Origin of the sequence: Paenibacillus albidus, from assembly GCF_014644435.1 — a bacterium.
Lineage (GTDB): Bacteria > Bacillota > Bacilli > Paenibacillales > Paenibacillaceae > Paenibacillus_AQ > Paenibacillus_AQ albidus.
In genome coordinates, this window is the sequence record NZ_BMKR01000060.1 from 1 (window position 1) to 22,908 (window position 22,908).

Genomic DNA, 22,908 nt, shown 5'->3' on the forward strand with positions numbered 1-22,908 from the left:
AGATGGACGTTAATCTCCAATACAAAATCCTTGACAAGTATTAGCTGGTTTTTGTGTTTTTAAAAGGGTAATTCGTTTTCCACTTCAACAGTGGAGGGGACGGACTGACCCGCGGAAAAGCGGCAGCGGTCGCCTTGGTCTCCGGATTTTCACCGCTGAGGGGAATGAAAAAAATCTGGAGAGCACAGCGATTGGAACAACGGTCCGTTCGCGGAGCGTCCTCAAAAGTGCCCACTTATATCCTACTCAAAAACAACAAGGGCTGACCTTAGCGCCATTTCATGGCTGAAACAGCCCCACTCGAATGCTCCATCTATTCCCATCTTTTAAAGGCTGATGCTGGACAAGGTAATTGGGCAAAAGGTCAACGCAATCCAAATGTGATCGACCTGCCGGGTTCAAGGGTCTTTTTGAAGAGGCGTGAGTCCAAGCGGTCAGACCATTCCTCACGTATAGTCAGTTCCTTATCTCCAACGCAGGCAAAAGCCTTAAGCTCACGGGCATTGTCATGCCGGAGCTCGACGGTTGCCGTAACCGAGACTGTGCAAAGATTCATGATAGAAGCCTCGACAGAACCTTCCGTTTTCCGGTAGGCGACGCTGAAGTTGCCGCTGCCGAGCCGTACATGTTCCCAGTTGAAGGAACTGGTCGGACTGAGGGGCCGGAAGGTCAGCTGACGGGCAGACGCATTATAGGTCAGTCCTAAAATCTGTGAGACAAACAGGCCCGCGAATACACCGGAGGCCCAGCCGCACTTCCCGCAGTTATTATGGCGGACTACATCTCCATACAGGGCTCCATTGTTGTACGGCCACCACCAGAGTGAGCCGTCGGCGTCGGTCAGCTTGCGGATTTGAGTGAAATAGCCATCTTCGCCAGACATGGAAGCGGCATCTGTAATCATGCCCATGCCGCTCATATAGCCGGGGAAGGTGCAGGCGGAGTGGTCACCCCACTGAATTCCCCTGGATTCAGGGTTGTATGTCGGATTATGAGGGCTTAAAGAGAACTGCATATAATGTCTATAGGTCTCATTGTCATAGGGGGTATATCCGTATAGAGGCATCAGAATGGTGTCCGATTCCTCGCCGTCGTGATGCAGCAGATTAATCTGTCCGTTGTCGGTCAGATTCCAGATGAACTGCATCCCGAAATCCGCATATTTTCCCGTGTATTTATCCGCGTTGTCCTTAAGCTTGTCGCCTGCGGTGCTGATTCCTTCTGTATATTGAGTACCGAAGGGACCTTCGGTGGTGGCCAGCTGCTCCAGATCGTCTCTGATTTTTCCGGCGATGATCCGGTAACGTTCCGCCCCGGCCGGGTCGCCGAACACTTCCTCCACAACACGGGCGTAATGGAAAAAAGCAGTCCAGACGATAACATTGGAGCCTGTATGATAATCTCCCAGCGAATAAGCGTCAGACAGCCACACTGACGGGAACAGCCAAGGGTCTTCTTCCTTGCGGGTAAGAAGAGTTTCCTCCAGAAGGCTGCAAATTCTCTCATGGAGCTCAGGCCGATCCAGAAACAGCTGCTTATCACCTGTATTCAGGTAGTAAAGGCCAGCCATAACGATGGACGACAAGGAGTTGCTTAAGGAATGGGCAATGCCGCCTTCATACCGGTTGCCGGGCGGGCGAATCCCGTGTTCCAGGAACCAGAGCATGCCTTGTTGGAACAACTCCGGTTCAGCCGTATAAAAGGGCAGCAGGGAATAGAACATATCCTTGTTCCATGTAAACTGCGTGGTTGGCGATGTGCCCCAGTTAGCACCTACAAGACCGCCCCGGCTGTCCATGGCAAGGGAGCCGAAGCATTGCAGGATGGCCCGTTCGTAGAACTCGGCCGCAAACGGGTCCTCTTTCATCTCCAGCCGCCCGGTAATTCCTCTGAAATAAGCCCAGGTTTCATTAAGCCAGTAAAGCGAACCCTTGCCGTCAATGAGCCGGGGACAGGAATCTCCCGCCGGGTAAATAACAGCTGGCACCCACAGACTCTGGTCCGGGGCCAGAGTGAAGGAAACGGTGCCGTTCACGGAGGACTTCCGCTCTGCAGTGTGAACACAGAACTCCGGACTGGAGAATAATGGGTCCTTTGCGGTATCTGCTGACGGCAGCGCCACTTCGCCCGTTATGGATTGTCCGGACCGGTTCTCCAGCTGCAGCCCGTAGACTACCCCCCGCAGGCGTTCGGTGCCATCTGCGGAAACAGGGGTATAGACGAGCAGCGTGGCCTTCACTTCACCCAACTGATATTCGGTAACAGGGAACAGATTATCCAGCAGAGAAGTGGCATAAGGAAGGTTATCGCTGCCCAGATTATATACTTCTTCGCCCAGCTTCAGGCTGAATGCATAAGGGCCTGCTGCCCTGAAATCCTTGCACATCCACACACCAGGGATGTTATCACTGGAATAGCTGCCATTATAAACGGTGATATTCTTAATAGAACCGTTCGCATAAACGTTCACAAGTGTCTTGTTATTGGAGAAATCGAAAGTGAGCTCAGGGTCCGGAAGCTTGCGGGCGAAGAAACTCAGCGGATCATTTGCGGTATAGCTGCCGTTTTGGTAGACAACACCGAAATGCCGGCTTCTTGGCTGCAAAAGAGCCTCGCTTATTGATGTGAAGGGATGCGGCATAAATCTTCTCCTTTACTGTGCGTGGATTAGCGGCCTGCAGCGCCTTTCTTCATTATTGAAGAAGCCTCAAGAGAAAGATATAGGAGATGTTTATGATCATGGGATAATCTAAAGCGCTTTCATTAAATTAGCTCGATCAATCCTCAAAGGGTACTTTCCTCTTAAGAAAAAAAGAGAAACGTTTTCATAGTTTATACACCTCGATATTAGTCTCAAGATTAAAAATTGTCAATCCTGTTTAAAATAATGTCGATTCCACAAGAATTAAGGCGAAAAATGTATTATTAGTCCTTAAAATTTTAAAATAATTTCAATTGACAGCGCATACATTTCGGGAGTATGCTCTTCGCAAGAGGAGTTCTGAAGAAGTTATGGAAACGTTTCTATGTCGTCAATACACTCATTATCGTTCAAATTGGAGGTGGGCTCATTGGCAAGATTTAAGCTTACAGGTGGGAATATTGTCCGGGAAGTGATGAAGAACAAAATTCTTTTTCTCATGCTGCTGCCTGTATTATTGTATTTCCTCATCTTCCACTATGCGGTTATGCCAGGTGCTTATGTCGCATTTGTGGACTACAATCTCAACCAGGGTATTTTTGGAAGCGATTTTATCGGCCTGAAGAATTTTGAGTTCCTGATTCAAAACGGCGATCTCTGGAATATTACCAAAAACACACTGCTCTACAACCTTGTCTTCCTCGTCTTGGGCAATATCATCCAAATTGTGTTTGCCATTATGCTGTCCGAAATATCGGGCAAATGGTTCAAGAAGGTGTCCCAGTCCGTCATTCTCCTTCCCAACTTTATTTCCATGGTTATCGTCGGCGTGTTTGCCTATAATATGTTCAATTTCAACTCCGGTTTTATCAATACACTATTTGCGGGCGCCGGGCTGGAGCGTTACGAGTTCTATTCCGATCCGGGCATTTGGAAGTATATTATTGTGGCCTTCAAAATCTGGGCCGGAACCGGATACGGAATGATTATCTATCTGGCAACCATCACAGGGATTAATCATGATTTGTATGAGGCTGCCTATATGGATGGAGCCACCACCTGGCAGCGGATTCGCTACATGACCTTGCCGATCCTGAAGCCAACCTTTATTCTACTGCTGCTGTTCGGGATGGGCGGGATTCTGAAAGGCTCCTTTGACCTGTTCTATAATCTGATCGGCACCAACTCCGTGCTGTATCCGCAGACGGATATCATTGATACTTATGTCTTCCGTTCATTGGTGGGGCAGTTCAACTTCTCCATGGGGGCGGCAGTGGGCTTTTACCAATCCTTATTCGGCCTGATTCTGGTGCTGGTGGTCAACTTTATAGTACGCAAGGTCGAACCGGATAGCGCGTTGTTCTAAGTTCAGATACGAAACAGGGGTGATAACAGTGGAAAAAACAACAATCAACCAGGACTCCGGCAGTATCCTCATTAAAGGGGTCAGCTATGTCAGCATCGCGATCTTTGCGCTGATTTGCTTATTTCCTTTTGCTCTAATGATCTCCTCCTCGTTCATGAACGAGCAGGAAATTGTCCGCGAAGGCTACAAGCTGCTGCCCGCGGAGTTTTCCTTTAAGGCTTACGAGATGCTGCTTAGCAACTCTACGAAGCTGGTGAATGCTTACCAGGTCACTATTTTTATCACCGTAGTGGGTACAGTACTTGGCCTGTTTATGATGTCGATGGCGGGGTTCGTGCTTAACCGCAAGGATTTCAAATACCGCAACTTTTTTTCCTTCCTGATCTACTTTACGACGCTCTTTAGCGGAGGCTTGATTCCAACCTATATCCTGATGGTCAAACACCTCCATCTGAAGGACAGCTTGTTCGCTATGATTTTGCCGGGGGTGGTTGGCGCTTGGTCTATCTTCCTGATGCGCAATTTCATGAAAGCGATTCCGGATTCCTTATATGAATCCGCTACCATTGACGGTGCCGGCGACTTCCGTATCTATTGGCGGATTTTTATTCCGCTCGCGGTTCCATCCCTGGCTACCATTGGACTTTTCTCGGCGCTGGGCTTTTGGAATGAGTGGTATAACGGGATGTTGTATATGGACACTCCCGATAAATTTCCGCTCCAATACTTTTTGCAGCGAATGGTCAATCAGACGAACCTGCAGGCTTTAATCAACTCGGGGGCGGTCATTAATACGGCTGATCTTCCGACGCAATCGATCAAGATGGCTACAGCTGTTCTGGCTACCGGGCCGATCATTCTTTTGTATCCATTTGTGCAACGTTATTTCGTAACGGGCCTTACCATCGGGGCTGTAAAGGGTTAATGGACGTCTTCTTTTTGAAGGGCGTTTATTATAAATGAAGGATGCTGTAAATAGAAGAGAAAAGGGAGGCTAACCTAATGAAGGGTAACAAGATCGTGTCTTCTTTAATCGCTGTCCTCATGCTTACCGGAGTATTGACAGCCTGTACATCCAAAAACAATGAGCCCGGTAATGCCCCGGCAGGTTCGGGAACACCAGAAACTTCTGCTAATACAGGAGAAGTAGATACCTCCAAGGAAGCCAAGCTGGTATACTACCTGTGGGGCAGTGAAGGTGTTGCCAACAAGGATATCCTCGCCGAGATTAACAAGAAGCTGCAGGCGGATCTCAATGCAACCATTGAAGTGAAGTACATCGACTGGCCGGATACGGCTACCAAATACCCGCTGTTATTTGCTTCCGGCGAAAAGTTTGATATGTCGCATGCCTCTCCCGGAGCGCCTGTATCTTACTTTACATTGGCCAGTGAAGGCGCTTTGGTGGACATTACCGATATGCTGGACAAAGTCGCTCCCAAGCTGAAGGCGGAAATCCCGGCTAGTGTCTGGGAAAATACAAAATACAAAGGCAAAATTTATGGAGTTCCGAGTCTTTACAGCGAATACACGCCTACCGGTTATGCCTATCGTTCCGACTTGCTGAAGAAATATGGTATGGAAAAAATAAGCTCTGTAGATGATATGGTAAAATATATGGATAATGTGGTGGCGAATGAATCTTTCCCGCCGATTAACGGCAAGGCTGAAGATGCGCAGAATATGTTCAGAATGCTGGTGGATACCACGGATATGTGGCTTAATGCACCTGGTATATCTTCCACTGAGCTTAACATGGTGACCAAAAGTCCCGAGGACTATAAAACCGTTTTCCATCCGGCTTTCACCCAGGAGTTCGAAGATTGGGCCGTAAAGATGCGTGAATGGGCAGATAAAGGATATTGGAGCAAAGATGTGCTGTCCGCAACCCTTGGCGGCAAGGATAACTTCCGCGCAGCAAATTCTGCAGGTTATCTGACGCATGCCCAGGACTGGATCGGCCAATATGGTGCGGATATGAAGGCACAACCCGATTCGGATCCTTACTTCTTTACTTTTGCTGAAGCTAATAAGAAGATCAAACGCAAGATGGGCGTCGATAACTCGACTGTGATCAGCACCAATTCGGCCAATCCGGAACGTGCTCTGATGGTGATTGAGAAGTTCATGACCGATGAAAGCTACTATAATCTCATTCAATACGGAATTGAAGGCAAACAATATGTCATTGAAGAGGGTGTCAAAAAGAATCCTCCAGGCTACAATGAAAAAACGGATGCCGGCGGTTTCTCGGCCTGGTCCCTGCGAAATGACAAATTTGTGGTTCCAAGCGACACGGAAAACCCTGTCCGCAACTCCTTATTCGAGGAATGGGACAAAGTAGCTATCGATGATCCTTACAATGGCTTCAGCTTCGATCCATCGAATGTGACCACGGAAATTGCCGCCATCTCCAACGTGAATTCACAGCTGGGTATTCAGCTGATGCTTGGCAAAACAAACAAAGATCCCAAAGCAGCGGTTGCGGATTACCGCGATCAGCTGATAAAAGCAGGAGTTGACAAGGTCATCGCCGAAGTAGAGAAGCAATTGGCTGAATTTGTTCCTGTTAACTAAAGGAATGTAGAAGGCGTAAGGGAGCTATAACTATCTATAGCTCCTTTACCCATAAATGGAGGAGTATAGTGGACGTTAATATCAAGGATATTGCGCGGATTTCCGGTGTTGGCATCTCGACGGTTTCCAGGGTGATCAACAACAAGGGACTGGTGAGCAAGGCCACACGGGAGAAAGTGATGAAAGTGGTCAAGGAATATAATTACATTCCCAATTCCAACGCGCGCAATTTGAAAACTACGCAATCCAAAAACGTTGCACTCATGGTCAAGGGGATTACCAATCCTTTTTTCTCCAATATGATCAGAGAAATTGAACGGCAGGTCAATCTGCGGGGGTACCCGTTTCTGATCCAGCAGGTGGAGGATGGAACGGATGAAATCAATGCAGCGATTCAACTGGTGAAGGAAAAAAATCTGTGCGGGATAATCTTCATGGGCGGAACCTATAATCATTCCGAAGAGAAGTTCAAACAGCTAACGATTCCTTTTGTGTTGACTACGATCACCTCAACGCAGGAGGTGGATCCGGCCCTCTTCTCCAGTGTCATTATCAATGAATTGAAGGAGGCCTATAAGGCCACCAATTATTTGATTTCACTCGGGCACACGAATATCGGTTTCCTGGCCAAGTCTCCTTTATTGGATGAAACCACGGGCAACCGCCGGTATTTGGGCTACAAAAAAGCACTCGAAGAGCAAGGGCTGCCCTACGATGCCGGGCTGGTCGAGGATTGTGAATACAGTCCCAGCTCGGGATTTAATGCTGCGCGGAGACTGCTCAACAAGAACAAGGGACTTACGGCTATCTTTGCCGCTTCCGACACGATTGCCATCGGCGCAGCCAAAGCCGTGCTTACCGCGGGGTTGTCTATCCCGGATGACATTTCGATCATTGGCTTTGACGGGATAGAGATGGCTGAATATTATCATCCTTCCCTCGATACGATCAGCCAGCCGGGAACAGAAATGGCATTATCCAGCGTGGGCGTCCTGTTTGACCTTATTTCCGAACGGTCAGGCCATCAGCATATTGTGTATGATGCGGTATTACTCAAACGCGGCTCCTGCAGAATGATTAAAGCCCGTTAAGTAAGAAGAGGGGGTGTCCCATAAGCCATGAAATGGCTACTTGGGACATCCCTTGTTTTTGGAGTCGGACAAACGTTGTGCTCCGTGAGGACGCTCCGCGAACGGACCGTTGTTCCAATCGCTCTTGTGTCCAGATTTTTTTTATTCCCCTTAGCGGTGAAAATCCGGACACAAAGGCGAACGCTATCGCTTTTCCACAATCGTTCCGTCCTCTTCACTGTTTAAGCGGAAAATGAATCTTCAATCTTTAAAAAAACACAAAAAAAGAAACCGCTCTTTGGTAAAATGGAGGTACTACCTACCATTTACGAAAGGAACGGTTTCTTTTGTACATTCAATATACCATGGACCAACTTCATCTGCCAATGGATTTTGAGGACGACATTCCCACAAATCACCTTGTTCGAATTGTCAACGCTGTCGTCAATCGTCTCAACGACGCCATCTTTGACGCTGCCTATCCCGGCGGTGGCCGCGACAGTTACCCTCCCAAAATGCTTACCAAAGTCATTGTTTACGCCTACACCCAGCGCATCTACTCCTCTCGGCAGATCGCTAAAGCAGTCCGGGAGAATGTCATGTTTATGTGGATCGCCGGCAGACAACGCCCGGATTTTCGTACCCTTAATCGCTTTCGCTCCGAGCGGATGAAAGACGTACTTGAGACCGTCTTCACTGGTGTTCTGCAATTTCTTGCTGAAGAAAAGTACGTGAAGCTCGAGCATTACTTTGTCGACGGCACCAAAATTGAAGCGAATGCCAATCGGTACACGTTCGTATGGGGCAAGGCGGTCGTGAAACATAAGGCGAAGCTGCAAGAGAAGGTACACACGCTGTTTACAACAACGAAGTGGCAGAGAAGCAAGAGGAGCAGGAGCAGGAGCAGGCTGGACAAGACCTCGCTGAGCTCGGCGAGGCGTCCGCGCTGACCAGCGAAAAACTCGAGAGCGCCGTTCAGCATTGGAAGCAAAGCTGCAAGCTCGACCGAAGGACAAGCCGCTCAAAAGAGCGGTACGCGTTCTCCGTAAAGACCTGCTCCCCCGGCTGCGAAAATATGAAGTCCAGCAAGAACTTCTTGGCGGTCGGAACAGCTACAGTAAGACAGATCCCGATGCTACCTTTATGCGAATGAAAGAAGATCACATGCGTAACGGCCAGCTCAAGCCGGGTTACAACGTGCAGATCGGAACGGAAAACCAGTTCATTATCGGTTACAGCTTGCATCAACGCCCGACCGATACGCGTTGCCTCAAGCCGCATCTGGAGAAAGTGAAAGCAGCTCTTGGCAAATTGCCGCGAACCGTCATCGCAGATGCAGGATATGGTGGGGAAGAAAACTATGCGTACTTAGAAAGCGAAAAGCTTGAAGCATTAGTGAAGTACAGTATATACCACAAGGAAAAGTCAAAGAAGTGGAAACAAGATATCAGCAAGCTGGATAACTGGCAGTACGATGAGACGGAAGACACTTGGACATGTGCGGCTGGACGCAAGCTGCTGTTTCGCTATGAGGGGAAAGAACGAACCGAAAGCGGATATGAAATCAGGAAGCGTCACTACCGAAGTGAAGGCTGCCCGCTTAAAGTAGCTTGTACGAAAGCGCAAGGGAATCGTGAAATCAGCGTGAGTTCAGAGTATTGGCGGTATAAGAAGCAAGCACGTGAAAAACTCAAAAGCGATGAAGGATACGCGGTTTCGGTTCGAAGAATGATTGAACCAGAGAGCGTATTTGGACAAATCAAGAATAATCGGGGATTCCGACGTTTTCTGCTTCAAGGCCTGCCGAAAGTAAGCCTTGAGGTCGGGTGGCTACCGCTCGCCCATAATCTGTTAAAGAAAGCCGCGATCGACGAAAAGTAAGAAATGGCGGTGCAAGGATAACCTCCTCAGCACCGCCATTTCTTACTTTTTCCTAGTTTTCATCGACTGGGCACTCTCGTCAAGTGAGTAGACCTACTTTTGAGACACCCCCTTTCTTTTTGTATATATGCTTGAATAGCAATGGTATATTTCTTTCTCCCGGCGGTTAATAATTAATTGCGGAACCATTTCGTGTAGTACCAATATACGATATGAAGCGGGGAAAGGAGCTTGTGACCCATGAAACGCAAATTGCTGATCACCGGAGCGGCAGGCAGAATAGGGAATGTGCTCTATAGGGGGCTAAAAGAAGACGCCCGATATGATGTTGTCGGAGCGGATATACAGGCGGATGAGGAGCAAGGGATCGTCCAAATGGACGTTGCGGATGAAGCGCGGCTGGCAGAGCTGACACAGGGGATCGACACCGTACTCCATTTCGCCTGGATCAAGGATGAGGAGGATTTCCTGGGCAAGGTGCTGCCGGGAAATGTAGGCGGTGCGTACAAATTATTCGAGTCAGCGGTGCAAAGCGGGGTGCGGCGTATTGTTTTTGCCAGTTCCAATCATGCGACGGGTTATTACAAGACGGACGAGAAGTTGGACCCGATGGACCCTTACCGGCCGGACAGCTTTTATGGGCTAAGTAAATGTTATATTGAACTGCTCGGCCGCCTATACTCGGACCAGGGCACGATCTCGTCCATCAATATTCGGATCGGCAACTTTCCAGAGGACGACCGTCCTCATTCGGAGCGCGCAGGGCATATTTGGATCTCCGAACGCGACATGCTGCAGCTGGTCGTTTGCTGCATTGAAGCTGACAGCGGGCTGCAATATTTGAATCTGTATGGAACCTCCGCCAACAGCGACAACTATTACAACATCGGTTATTTGGAGGAACTGATCGGCTACAAACCACAGGATGACGCAGCCGGGCTGCTTGAAGAGGCCAAGGCTGCAGGCTGGAAGGTCCGTCAGGACGAAACCATGTACCAAGGAGGTCAACAGCCATAGAGAGCTTCAGCTGAGAAATTTGAAGGCCCGTCGCCACGAGCCCGCAGGATAGGGATTGTTTGGGAATTTGCAGCCGTTGGCGGCGGTTAGTATAAATGGATCGGCGTTCCGCAATGTCGGATGCCCGCTTTAGCTGCTATACTTTTGTAAAGCAGCTGCCGCATCCTTTTGATATTGCTCTATTTTTCTCATATTATCAAGAATGCCGGCTACCACTTGGTAAATATTTTCGGCGGTTCCCCCTAGTTTTAAATTGTTACGTATTAAATTCATGACAGTGTCCAAGACGGTTAAAGATGGGAAGAGGACGTCTGACAGTTGAAACGTATGAGAGAAGGACTGTGACCCCAAAGGCCATGGCAAATCAATGGAAAAAGAAACGGGCACTTCGAAATCCAGCCGGAAATTTTTCATATTAAGGCCTTTTTCAAGTTGATTCTGGATCTCTCCAAAAATATAATCGTTAAAAATCTGGTCAAACTTGTCGAAAGAAAAGTCAGAAACGTTCCGGCACAATTCCACAAGTTTCCGGGGGTTAAATTGGATACTTTTGACTACCGGAACTACAACAGGAATGATCACCCGCTGAATAACAGCTTCAACTGCGCCCCGTAATCCTTTGAAGAATTCTTCTTTTACTTTACCCGCGCCGATGACATCAAAGATGTTAAACGTTAATACATCGGCCGCCTGTTCTGCTACCTTCAATACCGGGTTGATCAGTTCATTCAATAATTTGTCTTGGATCAGCTTAGTTAAAAAACCGGTTATAGCATTTAATACTTTGGCCAATTCGTTCAGCCAGTGTTCGATAATGGCCAGCAGCTGATCGATCAATGCTTGAAACAAGGCCGGAATTATTTTTAACGCAAAATTGATCATCTGATCGGTTAAATGGCTTAACAATGCTTTGGCTATAGCTTCTATTTCATCCAGCTGCGGCATCCACATCGGATCTCTTTGTAAATGGTTGGCGTAGTCCACGGCATTTCCTTCTATTGGGGTAAATATGTTTAAGGCGCTGCCGAGCAGCTGCTCTTGTACATGAGGAGGCAAAGGAGCTACCATATCCGCAATAATTTTAACGGCTTCCTCCAAAGGTCTCTTTAGGATCTCCTGTGCCCCAAGCGGTCCAAGGATACTTGCAGTCTGGCTTGCCGCACTGCGAAGAAGCCCCCCGATTTGATTATTGATCGAAGTCTGAATCCCGCCGACAATATGAATGACGCTTCTTCCAAGCATTGTCAGCAGGACGCTGGATAATGCCTCTTCCATTGTTTCTTTGTCAAAATGCTCAAATCCGTCGATGATTGCCGGAATCAGAACATCTGAAGCCAGCTGTATGCAGGGGATCAAAGCCTGCTCAAACAGTATCCTGATTTCTTCCTCGCCTGCCAAAGTGTTCGAAATCGCGGTTTGTCTGGCGCTAATTTCAGTATCCACATAATGGTCGAAGGCCTGGTTTATGGCTCCAAGTATTGATTTGAAGGATTCTCCCGTTGCAGGTACAAGAAATGAAGGATCGAACAAATATTTCATTGCATCTTCTTGGGCAGTTCCCGAAACGGCAGGATTTAATATTGCTGTAATCTCCCGGATGTTATCAACATGTTGAAGGACAACCGTCAGTGGCTTATCAAGGAGAAACGTAAGAAGATCCTGCTGGTTCAAATTCGTTTCAGCCGGACGGTTCAGCTCCGTATTGATTAAGCTTTGCATGGCTGGTGTAGGCTGATCGGACAAAAGAGCCGTAAACTTAGGCACGGTTGCGGTTTCTGCCGCTTGGGCTGCAAGGGGGGAAAACAAGGCCGATACCCATAAAGCGGAAACGTTTCGGACAAAATCCTTTTGTATCTGCTCGTTTTGGATGAATGCTGCCAATGAGTCCAAACGACTAAAGATCGCATGATTACCGGGTACAGACTCGAAAGCGTCAAATCCTCTCAGGATTTGGATGACTTCCGAGGTTTGTTCAGCCGGCAAAGAAGCAAGACCGATCAAACGGAGAACTTCCTCCTTAAAAAACAATCCTGCACTTGAGAAGAACAACGATTGGAATTGCCCTCCTATAAGGGTAAGAACGGTCTGGGCGAGTTTCTCGGCATCGATCCCAGTTCCCTCATTTAACTGCCTGCTGGCCTCATAAGCCGATTTCACGCCTATTCTCAGCATGGCACCAAGCATTAACGCTTGTTCCTGCTGGGTGCCGATAGCTTTATTAACGATGCCGTCGATTAAACGCCCCCCATAGCGGCTGACCAGTTTTCCGGGATCGGGGAATTTTAAATGGACTCCCCCTCTATAACCTCCCCCAGCAATAAACCCCATCCCCGCCTCATAAACAAATTGGAACCCGGCTTCTTCTAGAGCAGGCGTCTTATGTAAAGAACCAAGAATAACAAAATTAGCGTAAGCCATAAAACCAACCGCAAATTGCGCGTACAAAAAACCCTCGATCCCAGATTCCTCCAACAATAATTCAATCAGTTCACCGGAGAGTCCTCTTCCTGATGGTTTTGCCTTCAGAACCTCCAATAAATCCCCGACGGTCATATTCATACTTAATCCGGCTGCGACCGCCGCTTTAAGGACGGCTTGCAGCCGTCCGGCCAGCCCGGCTTCCTCGAACAGATCCAGGGGCGTTTGGATCTGCACTTGGGCAAGAAGTGATACTTCTGCACTTCCTAAAATTTTCAGTTCAGCCCATTTATTCAATAAAATATTGATTTGTGCTACAGCCTGAGCTCCTAACTGATAATTAACTCCTCTTCTCAAACTGCCCTGGCCCACAACTAACGTCTGTCCTTTGATATTTCCCCAGCTTTGAGTTGCTGTACTTTGTTGAAAGATCTGCTGATCCCGGTTTAGTGGCAAACCAACACCTCCATATTTACTTTAATTCAGTATTAAGTAATATGGGGGCGAACCTCGTCTCATTACTTCTGCTGCATAATAATGGGTTTGGGCCAAGCGAGAATGATGCATTTCTTACATCGAAAATGGGTTTCTTCACTGGTTGTGATAGGGAATAATGCCCGCTAATTGTGGGATATTGGCACCAGCTGGATAGGTAGAGGGAAATACGCCCACTAATGGTATATAAATGATCTATTTCAGGTGTTTTTACTGATTTAGTGGGTGAAATTCCCGCTAGACTGGTCGAAAAAAGCAAATGAGCGGATTTAACAGGCGGATTTCCCTATAGCGTTGGCTACGGCTATGGTAACCCCGGAGGCCAGCCATACATCTGGCGGTATTGCTGGGCGAAAGGGCTGCCGGGACTAGCGAAAGGGCAGCCCTTTTTCCATTTTTTATTCCCCGCATGCTTCAACGCTGCCCCGATTCAAAAGGTTGATTTCATATAAAAACTAATTGAATTCATCAATGTTAATAGGAGAAATTTACAGATAGAATATAGAGGAATTAAATACTAATCAGGTTGGAAATATTGAAATGCGGAGGGTGAATAACATGGGAAATTCACTTAAAGCCAAGATGACGGTGGATAAACAGTTTGTATTGGCAGAGGTTGATCCCCGCTTGTACAGTTCATTCATTGAGCATCTTGGCCGGGCGGTATATGGAGGAATATATGAGCGGGAGCACCCCCTGGCTGATGAATACGGATTCCGTCAGGATGTAGCCGCTCTGATCCGGGAGATCGGTGTGCCGATGATCCGTTATCCCGGAGGAAATTTTGTATCCGGTTACAACTGGGAGGATGGTGTCGGGCCGGTGGCCTCCCGTCCGCAAAGACTGGAGCTCGCCTGGAGAACGCTGGAATCCAACGAAGTGGGTACCAATGAGTTCATCCGCTGGGCCCGGGAGCTCCAGTCGGATGTGATGATGGCGGTCAACCTTGGGACCCGGGGGGTCGATGCTGCACGGAATCTGCTGGAATACTGCAATCATCCTTCCGGCAGCTATTACAGCGATCTGCGCATCTCGCACGGTTACGCCCAGCCTCACGGGATCAAGACCTGGTGCCTGGGCAGACAGCGCCTGCACAGCTGGAGGACCCGTATACTTTTGAAGATGCACTGATGGTAGGCAGTATGCTGATTACACTGCTTAACCATGCGGACCGGGTCAAGATTGCTTGTCTGGCCCAGCTGGTCAATGCCATTGCTCCGATCATGACTGAAAACGGCGGTTCTGCCTGGCGGCAGACAATCTTTTATCCATATTTACATGCCTCGCTGTATGGAAGAGGGACCGTGCTGCGTCCGGCGATCCAATCCCCTTTGTATGACAGCAAGGAATATACCGATGTGCCTCTGCTTGATTCCGCGGTTGTCATGAATGCGGAGAAGGAGGAGCTGGTTATTTTTGCGCTAAACAAAAGTCTGGAGGAGACCCTGCTGCTGGAATGTGATGTGCGCAGCTTTCAGGATTACCGGGTTGAGGAGCATATCGTGCTGGAGCATGCAGACGTGAAGGCGGTCAACACGGCCGCCCATCCAAACCATGTATATCCGCATAGCCGCGGAAATGCACGAATGAATGACGGACAGCTGGAAACGGCTCTGCCCAAGCTGTCCTGGAATGTGATCCGGCTGCGGCGGGCTTAACGCTCGCGGATGAATTTGCTGCGGAAGGCCTTGGGGGAGAGCCCCTCTTTTTTGGAGAAGCAGGAGGAATAATGGGAGACATGATGAAACCCCACGTCCTCGGCAATACGGGACACAGACCAGGAGGTCTGCAGCAGCAGACGTTTGGACTGCTCCAGACGGTAGTTCTGCAAATAAGCCATAGGCGTCATTCCGTAAGCCTTAAGCATACTTTTGGCCAGGTAGTTGGGATGATAGTTCAGTTCCTTCTGCAGCATGGAGTTGGTGATCTCGCGGTAATCCATAGGTTATCAAAAGGAGGAAAGTGGAAAGGGTCTACTCGATCTATTCTTTCTTCCACGCATAGTGGGTAGATTAATGATTACTAGGAGGTATTTATGCTTACGAGAAAAGTAATGAGTCTTCTGTTAGTGCTTGCCGTTACGCTCACAGGATTTTTACCGCAGACAGTTGGTGCGGCCGAGATCATTCAAAACTACTCAGTGTCTTCGGCGGATACCGCTGATGCGGAGAATTCTGCATCTTTGCCACAGACAGCTGATGGGCCGGCAATCATCCAGAACTACCCGATGCCCTCCATTTATACCCCATCTGATGTCTTTTCATTGAAAGTGAATAATGAAACCATTCCCGTCATTGACTATCTGTCTGAATACGACTACGCTCAATTTTCCTTTGACGGAACGGTCAGCATTGAAGTTACGGTGCCAGGCAACAAGCCGATTGAATCGTATTCGATCAGCCCTCTGGCCAAGAACATCAAGGGTACAGTCAACGGGAGCAAAAACAAGCTGACCTTTACCCTGTCTGCCTCCACCTATGTGATTGTGGATATCAATGAAGACCCTAATGAAAATGTGGATGAAACAGACCGGACGAAGCATAGGAAAAGGCTCGTCATCGCGGCTGATCCGCTCGAGACGGATATTCCCGCGTCTTCAGGCCCTGGAATCTACAATGTGACCGTTGCACCGTACAATGCAGATAACACGGGGGGAACGATGACATCCGATGCGATTCAGCGGGCTATTAACGACGCCAATCAAGCCGGGGGCGGCACTGTGTATATTCCGGCGGGCGTGTATAAAAGCAGCAATCTGACCTTGAAAAGCAATGTCACCTTTTACCTGGCCGGCGGAGCTGTCATTGTTGGCACAGGCAGGGGCGAGGACTATCGGAATGACTTCCGCAAGGATACCATCTCCGATGGAACGTATTTTATCAGCACGGAGATAAACTCCAAGAATATTACCATGCGGGGACGCGGCACCATCGACGGGAAAGGGATCGAGATGCGAAATCGCAAGATGGTGAATCCGCCGCGGAAGGAAGGTTTGCCAGAGGAGCGGCAGCACAAGAACGGTGAGGTGTTCATCAATAATCTGCTGGTGCCGATGCAAACCAGCAACTTCACCTTTGACGGATTGATCTTGCGGGATGGCGGCTTCTGGGCGTTCATGGTGGTTCGCTCCGACAACGAGAAAATCACCAATTACAAGGGATTCCAGAGCGTGTATGGTCATATTGAGGAGGACGCCATCGACATCAATGAAAGTCAGGATGTGCTGGTTCAGCATGCCATTGCCATCTCCAACGACGATACGTATTCCACCAAAACCTGGCCGCAAAAAGGAATGTCCAAATATTGGCCGGGAGCGATTGAGCAGCTCAAAAGGGTGACTTTTGACGACTGTCTAGCCTGGACCCGCGGTGCGGCGTTCAAGATTGGCATGGGCGTATGTACGCCGCAGATCGGCGTAACCTTCCGCAATTCGTATGTGTATAATAGCGCCCGGGCGTTGTTTGTTGATCATGGTTATTCACTAAATACACTTCCAGTGGAGGGCTGGGCCAAGGATATTACGTACGAGAATATTGATATCGAACGGATCGGCAGCAAACAATTCGGGAATTTCTGGCTCTATGTTTCCACAGTCACTGCCGGCGATGTAAGCAATGTCCTGTTCAAAAATATTAATGTTCGTGAGACAGGAACGCAGACGTCTATGCTTAGAGGGCAACCCCTCAAAGGCGGAATGGTGAACGGGGTGACGTTTACGGATGTGTATGTGAAAGGCAAGCTGGCGCAGAACATGGGCGACTTGAAGGCAACCATCAGGAATGATCATGTGAGCGGCGTAGTTTTTGCCAATTCTGAGCAGCCGCTGTTCAGCGATGACTTTGCAGATGGGGATATCGCGGACTGGGCGATTGCTTCAGGTACAACCAGTTGGGCAGTGACGGCAGACGGGGGGAATCCGGTTCTGTCCACCAGCAAAACCCAGACAGCTCTCATTACCGCGGGCGCCGGTGCCTCTTGGACGGATTACACGTATGAAGCCAGAACGAGAATGCCATTTAATAACCCAAGTGAAAACGCAGGCATTGTCTTCCGGGTGAAGGATAAAGAGAATTTCTATATGTACCGGATCGATGCAAGTAAGAACCAGCTGCAAATGTACAAATTTGTGGCTGGAACAATGACCCTTGTATCCGAGGTTTCTTTTGTGCCTGCGAAGAATCAGTGGTATACGCTTAGAGTGACGGTGCAAGGCAAAACGATCAAAGGTTATGTGGATGGCGAATTAAAGACTACGTGGACGAATCCGAACACAGAATTAACCTCAGGAGGAGTCGGCTTCCGCACCACCTCGGCCGGCATCTGGTTTGACGATGCCAGGGTGACAGGGATCCATAATCCGCCAACCGATATTGCGCTGACCTCTAACCGCATAGCGGAGCTTACCACTACAGGTGGCGTAGTCGGAACCTTCTCTACCACCGACACGGATGCGGGAGATACATTTACTTACGCACTGACTCCGGGGGAAGGGGATGCCGATAACAATAGCTTCTCCATCGCCCCGCTGGGGGACACGCTGATTCTCCGTACCACACCGGATTATGAAGCCAAAAACAGCTACAAGATCCGGGTGAAGAGCATGGACTCCAGCGGACTGTCTGTTGCGAAGCGCTTCACGCTCCAGATCACAGATGTGGATGAAACCCCCATAGATTCGAATCCCAATTCCGTCCGGTTCAGCGACGACTTTGAAGATGGCAATACCGCGGGGTGGACGGCTGCTACAGGCAGTTGGAAGGTGACAACAGATGGTGGCACGAAGGCTCTGATCCAGACGAAGGTGGATACTACGGCACTCCTTACAGCCGGGAGTTCGTGGCAAGATATTGCATTTGAAGCCAAAGTGAAAGTTCCGGTCGCCAATGCCAACGCCGGCATTGTCTTCAGGGCGCAGGACGCCAATAACTATTACATGTATCGGATTAATGTGAACGACAAAAAGCTGGAGTTGTTCAAGGCGATAGACGGAACGCTGACTTCCGTGTCCAGCACGATCTTCGCCGATGCTGCTGCGGATCAGTGGTATACCCTTAAAGCGATCGTCAAGGGGAATAGGATAATAGGTTATGTGAACGGCCAATTAAAGATCGAATGGACTAACCCGCAAACGGAATTAACCGCAGGGAAAATCGGATTCAGGACAACATCTCTGAATGCGGTGTTTGATAATGCTCTCGTTACAGGTATAAAAAAGGTGCAAACTGATGCGCACAAAACGGTGACCCTCGACGTTTATTCGCAAGTCAACACTGAAGGCAACAGTCTCAGCGTTAGTCCAAACAGCGCGGTGGTGGGGCAGCCGGTCATCCTAACGGCGGAGGGCTACAATCAGAACATTGAACCGTCAATTATCAGCGAAGAACGATATTACCCGATTGCATGGAGCTCCACGGAAGCTGAGAAGTCAGGGGAATTTACCGTAACCGGACAGGTGTATCAAGCCGCTTACATCCCCTCTGGGGCAGGTAACTTCAAAATAACCGCGACCTATCAGAAGCAGGTATGGGACGGAACGTCCTGGGTTAATGGCGAAACGGACACCATTTCCGCGACCCTTAACGTAAGTTTGACACCTGAGGCCAGTGCAGACAATAACACGCTTACGCTGAACGCATCAAGCATAACAGCAGGAGACACTGTAACCATCACGGCAGCGGGAGATCGGCAGCATGCGGTTGGAAAGGTTTTAGGAGAAGAACGGTAAGAAGGCGGAGCGGATATAGCAGTTCGCAAAGGAATGTGTGATAAAAAAGTAAAGAGGGAACCTCTGAATAACCAAGAGATCCCCTCTTTACTGTACAATTTATCTTCTTGTTTTAGAATTTAGTTTTAGTACTAATCGATCTAAAATGAAGCCAATAAGATACCAGAAAGCCAGTGTAGTTAGGTAAACTAAGGCGGTAGGAATGTCTCCTTTCCGCATCAAGCTAGATGACTCATAAAGCCAGATTAACGGGCTGGTTATAGCCAACAATATGTTATAGTCATCATTCCCTGAAATATTGACAGCAATAGCTAATAATGAAATTAGAACAAGCCAAAATCGAAAGGATCTCAACATTCTAAATAACTTCATTTAATGTACCTCCTAATTTAGTGGAAATTGACAGGTCCCTATTGTTGGCGATCCAAAATATCAATGAATTTCTGGGCAGCTGTCGATAGGGGCATTCCTTTTTTGGTGGTGATCCCCAGACTTCTTGTTGGGATTTCCTCCGTAACCTTCACTTCATACAACAGCTTGTTTTGCAGTTCTTTTTGAACATAGTCTTTTATAGTGCAAGCTACTCCTAAACCTTGGATAGCAAATTCCACCATCAAATCCATATTGCTAAGCTCGATTTGCGGGTCTATAGCGATTCCGTGAGAAGAGAAATATTCATCCCATGTATTCTCTGGTGCTCCCACCCTGTTGCAGCAGGATCAGCGGATAATTTTCTGTAAGTTTTTTAAGGGAAATGGGCTCCTCACTAAGATGTTTATATGCTGCACCCGCCACAAAACAGTCCTGCATTTGTAAGGTTTTGATGACATCGAAATGACTTTCATTCTGATTGTGGAGATTGAAGATACCGATATCAATGTCACCTACGTGTAATTGTCTCGCTATTTCATGACTTGACTCATCTTTGATATACAATTTGATGTTTGGATAATCGCGATGATACTTACTAATATATTGCAATAAATCGTATTTGCACACCGCACTGCATACGGATATCCGTAATTGTCCGGCCTGCATCTGTTTCAGTTCCGTAAACTTTCGTTCGGCGGTCTGCATTAGACCATACCCCTGCTCGATGTATTGAAACATCAATTCGCCCTCAACAGTGAGCGAAACTCCCTTTGGGTTTCTGTAAAATAACTGCCCGCCCAATTTCTCCTCTAATTGCTTTAGCGCCTGGCTTATTGCGGGTTGAGAGGTGCATAACTCCTTAGCAGCCTTAGAAATACTTCCCGATGTAGCAATCGTAACAAAAATTTTATAAAGCTCTAGGTTAATTGACATATAAGAATTCAATATAGCCTCCATCCAAAATTGGTATTTTACTGATATCTATCTGCTCAATATAATGAAGTGAAAGAGTATAGTCAATGAAATTGTATTTTACATACTGGAGTGGAGGGGCATCATTGGACATCACTGATTTTCAAGAATGGGTAAAGCAGTACTATCAGGATAGAGGTTGGTCGGATTTGGATATTTTCATCCGTATTGGCTTTTTAGCCGAAGAGACGGGAGAGGTGGCGAGAGCCATACGGGCACTGGAGATCGGCAGAGACCGGCCGGATGAGAGCAGGGGAACCTTTGAAGACAATAAAATGCAGTTAACGGAAGAACTCGGGGATGTGCTTGGAAATCTGATTGTGATCGCCAACAAGTATGACATTTCATTGGAAGAGATATTCCATTCCCATAAGACTAAGTTGGGCCAAAGGTATATGTAAACACCCCATTCAAGGCTACTTGATGCGCTGTAACATTATACTTAGCAGTGAAAATTAGTTGAATAATATGGGAGCCAGTAATATAGGATGCAGTATCAGAAAACTAGGGAATGATATAGTGAACATATGACATGTTGATGCTGGACATTAGGGAGGATAAAATGTACAAATCTCAGAAAACTGAAAGTCCGTTGCACGTAATGTTATCCGATTTTGTTGAGAATGGACATTTTCCGGCATTAGCCGTCGGAATAGTGAAGGACAACCATATTCTCTTTACTGGTGAATATGGAACAGCCAATTTATCGACCGGTGATCCTGTTGTTCCTAACACTTTGTTTCACCAAGCGTCCGTCTCAAAAACATTCGTTGTTACGGCCATTATGCAATTGGTTGAGCGTGGAAAAGTAGATCTGGATTCACCTGTCACGAAATATCTTTCTTACTTTAAGATGGAGGACGAGCGGTATCAACATATTACTATAAAGCAGCTTTTGAACCATACTTCTGGCATGCCGGATGAAGAAGATTATGCATGGGACCGGCCCGAATACGACGAGCGAAGTCTCGAAAGGTACGTAAAAGGTATCCGTCGTCACAAGCTTCTGAGCGATCCTGGTGTTATTTTTGCTTATAGTAATATAGCATACGAGATTTTGGGAGACTTGATAGCAAAGGTTAGCGGAATGAGCTTTGAGCAGTATATGCAAAAGAATATTCTTAAACCGGCTGGAATGCAGTCCAGTTCCTTTTTGAAACAGGAGGTGGAAGCGCATCTTGCCGCACCTCATGTACTCAGGACTTCCGATGGGTACGGCGGCTATATCAGTGATGTTTTTCCTTACAACAGGGCGCATGGACCCAGTTCCACTCTCTATACCAATGTTGAAGATATGTGCCAATATCTGCTGATGAATCTTAACCAAGGAAATGCGAAGGGTGGGTATAATGCCTTGCAGGCCGGCAGCTATGATGAAATGTGGAAGCCTCATGCAGCTACCGGATACGGACAAGAAAATGCGCAGATCGGTCTGGGCTGGTTTTTGGGAGAATATAAGGGTGTACGGATTGTCTCACATTCCGGATGGGATACTGGTTTTCTAAGTAATCTGATTCTACTTCCCGATGAAAAAATCGCTATTTCTGTGATGACCAATTGTGACTACGTCTGGCTGGGTAGCGTAACCTATCCAATACTTGATTTATTGCTTGGTTCGAATATTCATCAAATCAAGCGATCAATGGCACACAAAGTTGCAGATTTAGCCGTATCTCATGGAGTGGAGAAGGCGATGGAAGAGTATCACCGCATCAATAGAGTGGAACAAGATAAGCATTATTTAGTGGAATTTGAATTTATGCGCATCACCGAAGCATTAACGTGGAATGGTCACAAAGAGGATGCTTTACGCATTCTGACCTGTGCTGCCGCAATATTCCCTGACAGCGAGTCAATTTCTAGCAGGTTGCAGGAGTTTCAGGCAAAAGCGTAGTTTTTCTTAAAACTACCAGCATTGAGAGATCCGATAGGTGTGTGGATCTAGCGAGGGAGCATCGTCGATATACAAAGAAAGCCCCGAGGTTTTAGGCCATGAGCTTACTGAAGTTAGACTGACCCAATAAAAGAAAACAGCGGCAGCCATGGATCAAATAAAGTCTATAGCTGTCGCTGTTTTATTGAACTAACGTTCTCCGTTAGAATTCCTGTAGAATGAATAATTTGGACTTTGTACAAAAAAGAGCACCTCTGTAACATGGGAGTTGGATACGGGTCTACAGCCCTTTAATCTCACCATCTAGGAGGTCGCTCTACTATGAAGTTTAAAGCTCAGGACAAGCAAAATCAACTCATTGAAAACATTTCCTCATTGCATTTAGTGGTCGGTGTAGATATTGCCCAGGAGATGCATGTTGCTCGCGCAGTGAGCTATCGGGGAATTGCTTTGGGGTCGCCGCTTGAGTTCGGCAGCCAT

At 47.7% G+C, this 22,908-nt stretch carries 13 protein-coding genes and 3 pseudogenes; 11 read left to right on the plus strand and 5 right to left on the minus strand.

What is annotated here, in order from left to right; all coding sequences use genetic code 11:
* Nucleotides 1-364 precede the first annotated feature (364 nt).
* Complete coding sequence (locus tag IEY53_RS33200) at nt 365-2,641, minus strand: hypothetical protein (RefSeq protein WP_189032408.1); 2,277 nt, start codon at nt 2,639-2,641, stop codon at nt 365-367.
* Nucleotides 2,642-3,071: 430 nt separating this feature from the next.
* On the opposite strand from IEY53_RS33200, the gene IEY53_RS33205 reads away from it, so the two are divergent.
* The 6 genes and pseudogenes from IEY53_RS33205 to IEY53_RS33230 all read left to right on the plus strand — a co-directional run bounded on the left by IEY53_RS33205 (nt 3,072) and on the right by IEY53_RS33230 (nt 10,552).
* Complete coding sequence (locus IEY53_RS33205) at nt 3,072-4,007, plus strand: ABC transporter permease (protein ID WP_229696495.1); 936 nt, start codon at nt 3,072-3,074, stop codon at nt 4,005-4,007.
* Between the two features lie 28 nt (nt 4,008-4,035).
* Entirely contained in the window at nt 4,036-4,932 is an 897-nt protein-coding gene (locus tag IEY53_RS33210) for a carbohydrate ABC transporter permease (RefSeq protein ID WP_229696496.1), read from the plus strand.
* Between the two features lie 77 nt (nt 4,933-5,009).
* Nucleotides 5,010-6,584 (plus strand): DUF3502 domain-containing protein, encoded by a 1,575-nt coding sequence (locus tag IEY53_RS33215; RefSeq protein ID WP_189032410.1) that lies wholly within the window; start codon nt 5,010-5,012, stop codon nt 6,582-6,584.
* Nucleotides 6,585-6,652: 68 nt separating this feature from the next.
* A complete protein-coding gene (locus tag IEY53_RS33220) occupies nt 6,653-7,675 on the plus strand; it encodes a LacI family DNA-binding transcriptional regulator (RefSeq protein WP_229696497.1) in 1,023 nt (340 codons plus the stop codon).
* A gap of 326 nt (nt 7,676-8,001) precedes the next feature.
* A pseudogene (locus IEY53_RS36345) lies at nt 8,002-9,535 on the plus strand (IS1182 family transposase).
* Between the two features lie 240 nt (nt 9,536-9,775).
* The gene (locus IEY53_RS33230; RefSeq protein ID WP_189032412.1) at nt 9,776-10,552 is read left to right on the plus strand and encodes an NAD-dependent epimerase/dehydratase family protein; all 777 of its coding nucleotides are present in this window, start codon (nt 9,776-9,778) and stop codon (nt 10,550-10,552) included.
* A 129-nt stretch (nt 10,553-10,681) separates the two neighbouring features.
* Here IEY53_RS33230 and IEY53_RS33235 read toward each other — a convergent pair whose 3' ends face one another.
* Complete coding sequence (locus IEY53_RS33235) at nt 10,682-13,426, minus strand: hypothetical protein (RefSeq protein WP_189032414.1); 2,745 nt, start codon at nt 13,424-13,426, stop codon at nt 10,682-10,684.
* Between the two features lie 597 nt (nt 13,427-14,023).
* Here IEY53_RS33235 and IEY53_RS33240 point away from each other — a divergent pair.
* A pseudogene (locus IEY53_RS33240) lies at nt 14,024-15,123 on the plus strand (alpha-N-arabinofuranosidase).
* On the opposite strand, the gene IEY53_RS33245 reads toward IEY53_RS33240, so the two are convergent.
* Entirely contained in the window at nt 15,120-15,407 is a 288-nt protein-coding gene (locus IEY53_RS33245; protein WP_229696500.1) for a helix-turn-helix transcriptional regulator, read from the minus strand. The pseudogene IEY53_RS33240 and the gene IEY53_RS33245 overlap by 4 nt on opposite strands.
* Before the next feature lie 93 nt (nt 15,408-15,500).
* Here IEY53_RS33245 and IEY53_RS33250 point away from each other — a divergent pair, with 93 nt between their 5' ends.
* Entirely contained in the window at nt 15,501-19,190 is a 3,690-nt protein-coding gene (locus tag IEY53_RS33250) for a 3-keto-alpha-glucoside-1,2-lyase-like domain-containing protein (protein WP_189032416.1), read from the plus strand.
* Between the two features lie 410 nt (nt 19,191-19,600).
* Here IEY53_RS33250 and IEY53_RS35580 read toward each other — a convergent pair whose 3' ends face one another.
* Together IEY53_RS35580 and IEY53_RS33255 are read right to left on the minus strand one after the other, a co-directional pair.
* On the minus strand, nt 19,601-19,894 hold the full coding sequence (locus tag IEY53_RS35580) for a LysR family transcriptional regulator substrate-binding protein (protein WP_229696501.1): 294 nt from the start codon (nt 19,892-19,894) through the stop codon (nt 19,601-19,603).
* Nucleotides 19,866-20,507 (minus strand): LysR family transcriptional regulator, encoded by a 642-nt coding sequence (locus tag IEY53_RS33255; protein WP_229696502.1) that lies wholly within the window; start codon nt 20,505-20,507, stop codon nt 19,866-19,868. The genes IEY53_RS35580 and IEY53_RS33255 overlap by 29 nt, the downstream gene beginning before the upstream one ends.
* Nucleotides 20,508-20,620: 113 nt before the next feature.
* Between IEY53_RS33255 and IEY53_RS33260 the strand changes: the two genes are divergently transcribed.
* The 3 genes and pseudogenes from IEY53_RS33260 to IEY53_RS33270 all read left to right on the plus strand — a co-directional run.
* Complete coding sequence (locus IEY53_RS33260; RefSeq protein ID WP_189032418.1) at nt 20,621-20,935, plus strand: MazG nucleotide pyrophosphohydrolase domain-containing protein; 315 nt, start codon at nt 20,621-20,623, stop codon at nt 20,933-20,935.
* 161 nt (nt 20,936-21,096) lie between these two features.
* Nucleotides 21,097-22,428: a serine hydrolase domain-containing protein gene (locus IEY53_RS33265; protein ID WP_189032421.1), complete on the plus strand. Its 1,332-nt coding sequence runs from the start codon at nt 21,097-21,099 to the stop codon at nt 22,426-22,428.
* A 321-nt stretch (nt 22,429-22,749) separates the two neighbouring features.
* Nucleotides 22,750-22,908: pseudogene (locus IEY53_RS33270) on the plus strand (IS110 family RNA-guided transposase); the annotation flags it as partial.

Coding starts and splice junctions, on each gene's coding strand:
- IEY53_RS33200 (WP_189032408.1), bottom strand. CDS start 2,641: ATGCCGCATCCCTTCACATCAATAAGCGAGGCTCTTTTGCAGCCAAGA.
- IEY53_RS33215 (WP_189032410.1), top strand. CDS start 5,010: ATGAAGGGTAACAAGATCGTGTCTTCTTTAATCGCTGTCCTCATGCTT.
- IEY53_RS33230 (WP_189032412.1), top strand. CDS start 9,776: ATGAAACGCAAATTGCTGATCACCGGAGCGGCAGGCAGAATAGGGAAT.
- IEY53_RS33245 (WP_229696500.1), bottom strand. CDS start 15,407: ATGGATTACCGCGAGATCACCAACTCCATGCTGCAGAAGGAACTGAAC.
- IEY53_RS33250 (WP_189032416.1), top strand. CDS start 15,501: ATGCTTACGAGAAAAGTAATGAGTCTTCTGTTAGTGCTTGCCGTTACG.
- IEY53_RS33265 (WP_189032421.1), top strand. CDS start 21,097: ATGTACAAATCTCAGAAAACTGAAAGTCCGTTGCACGTAATGTTATCC.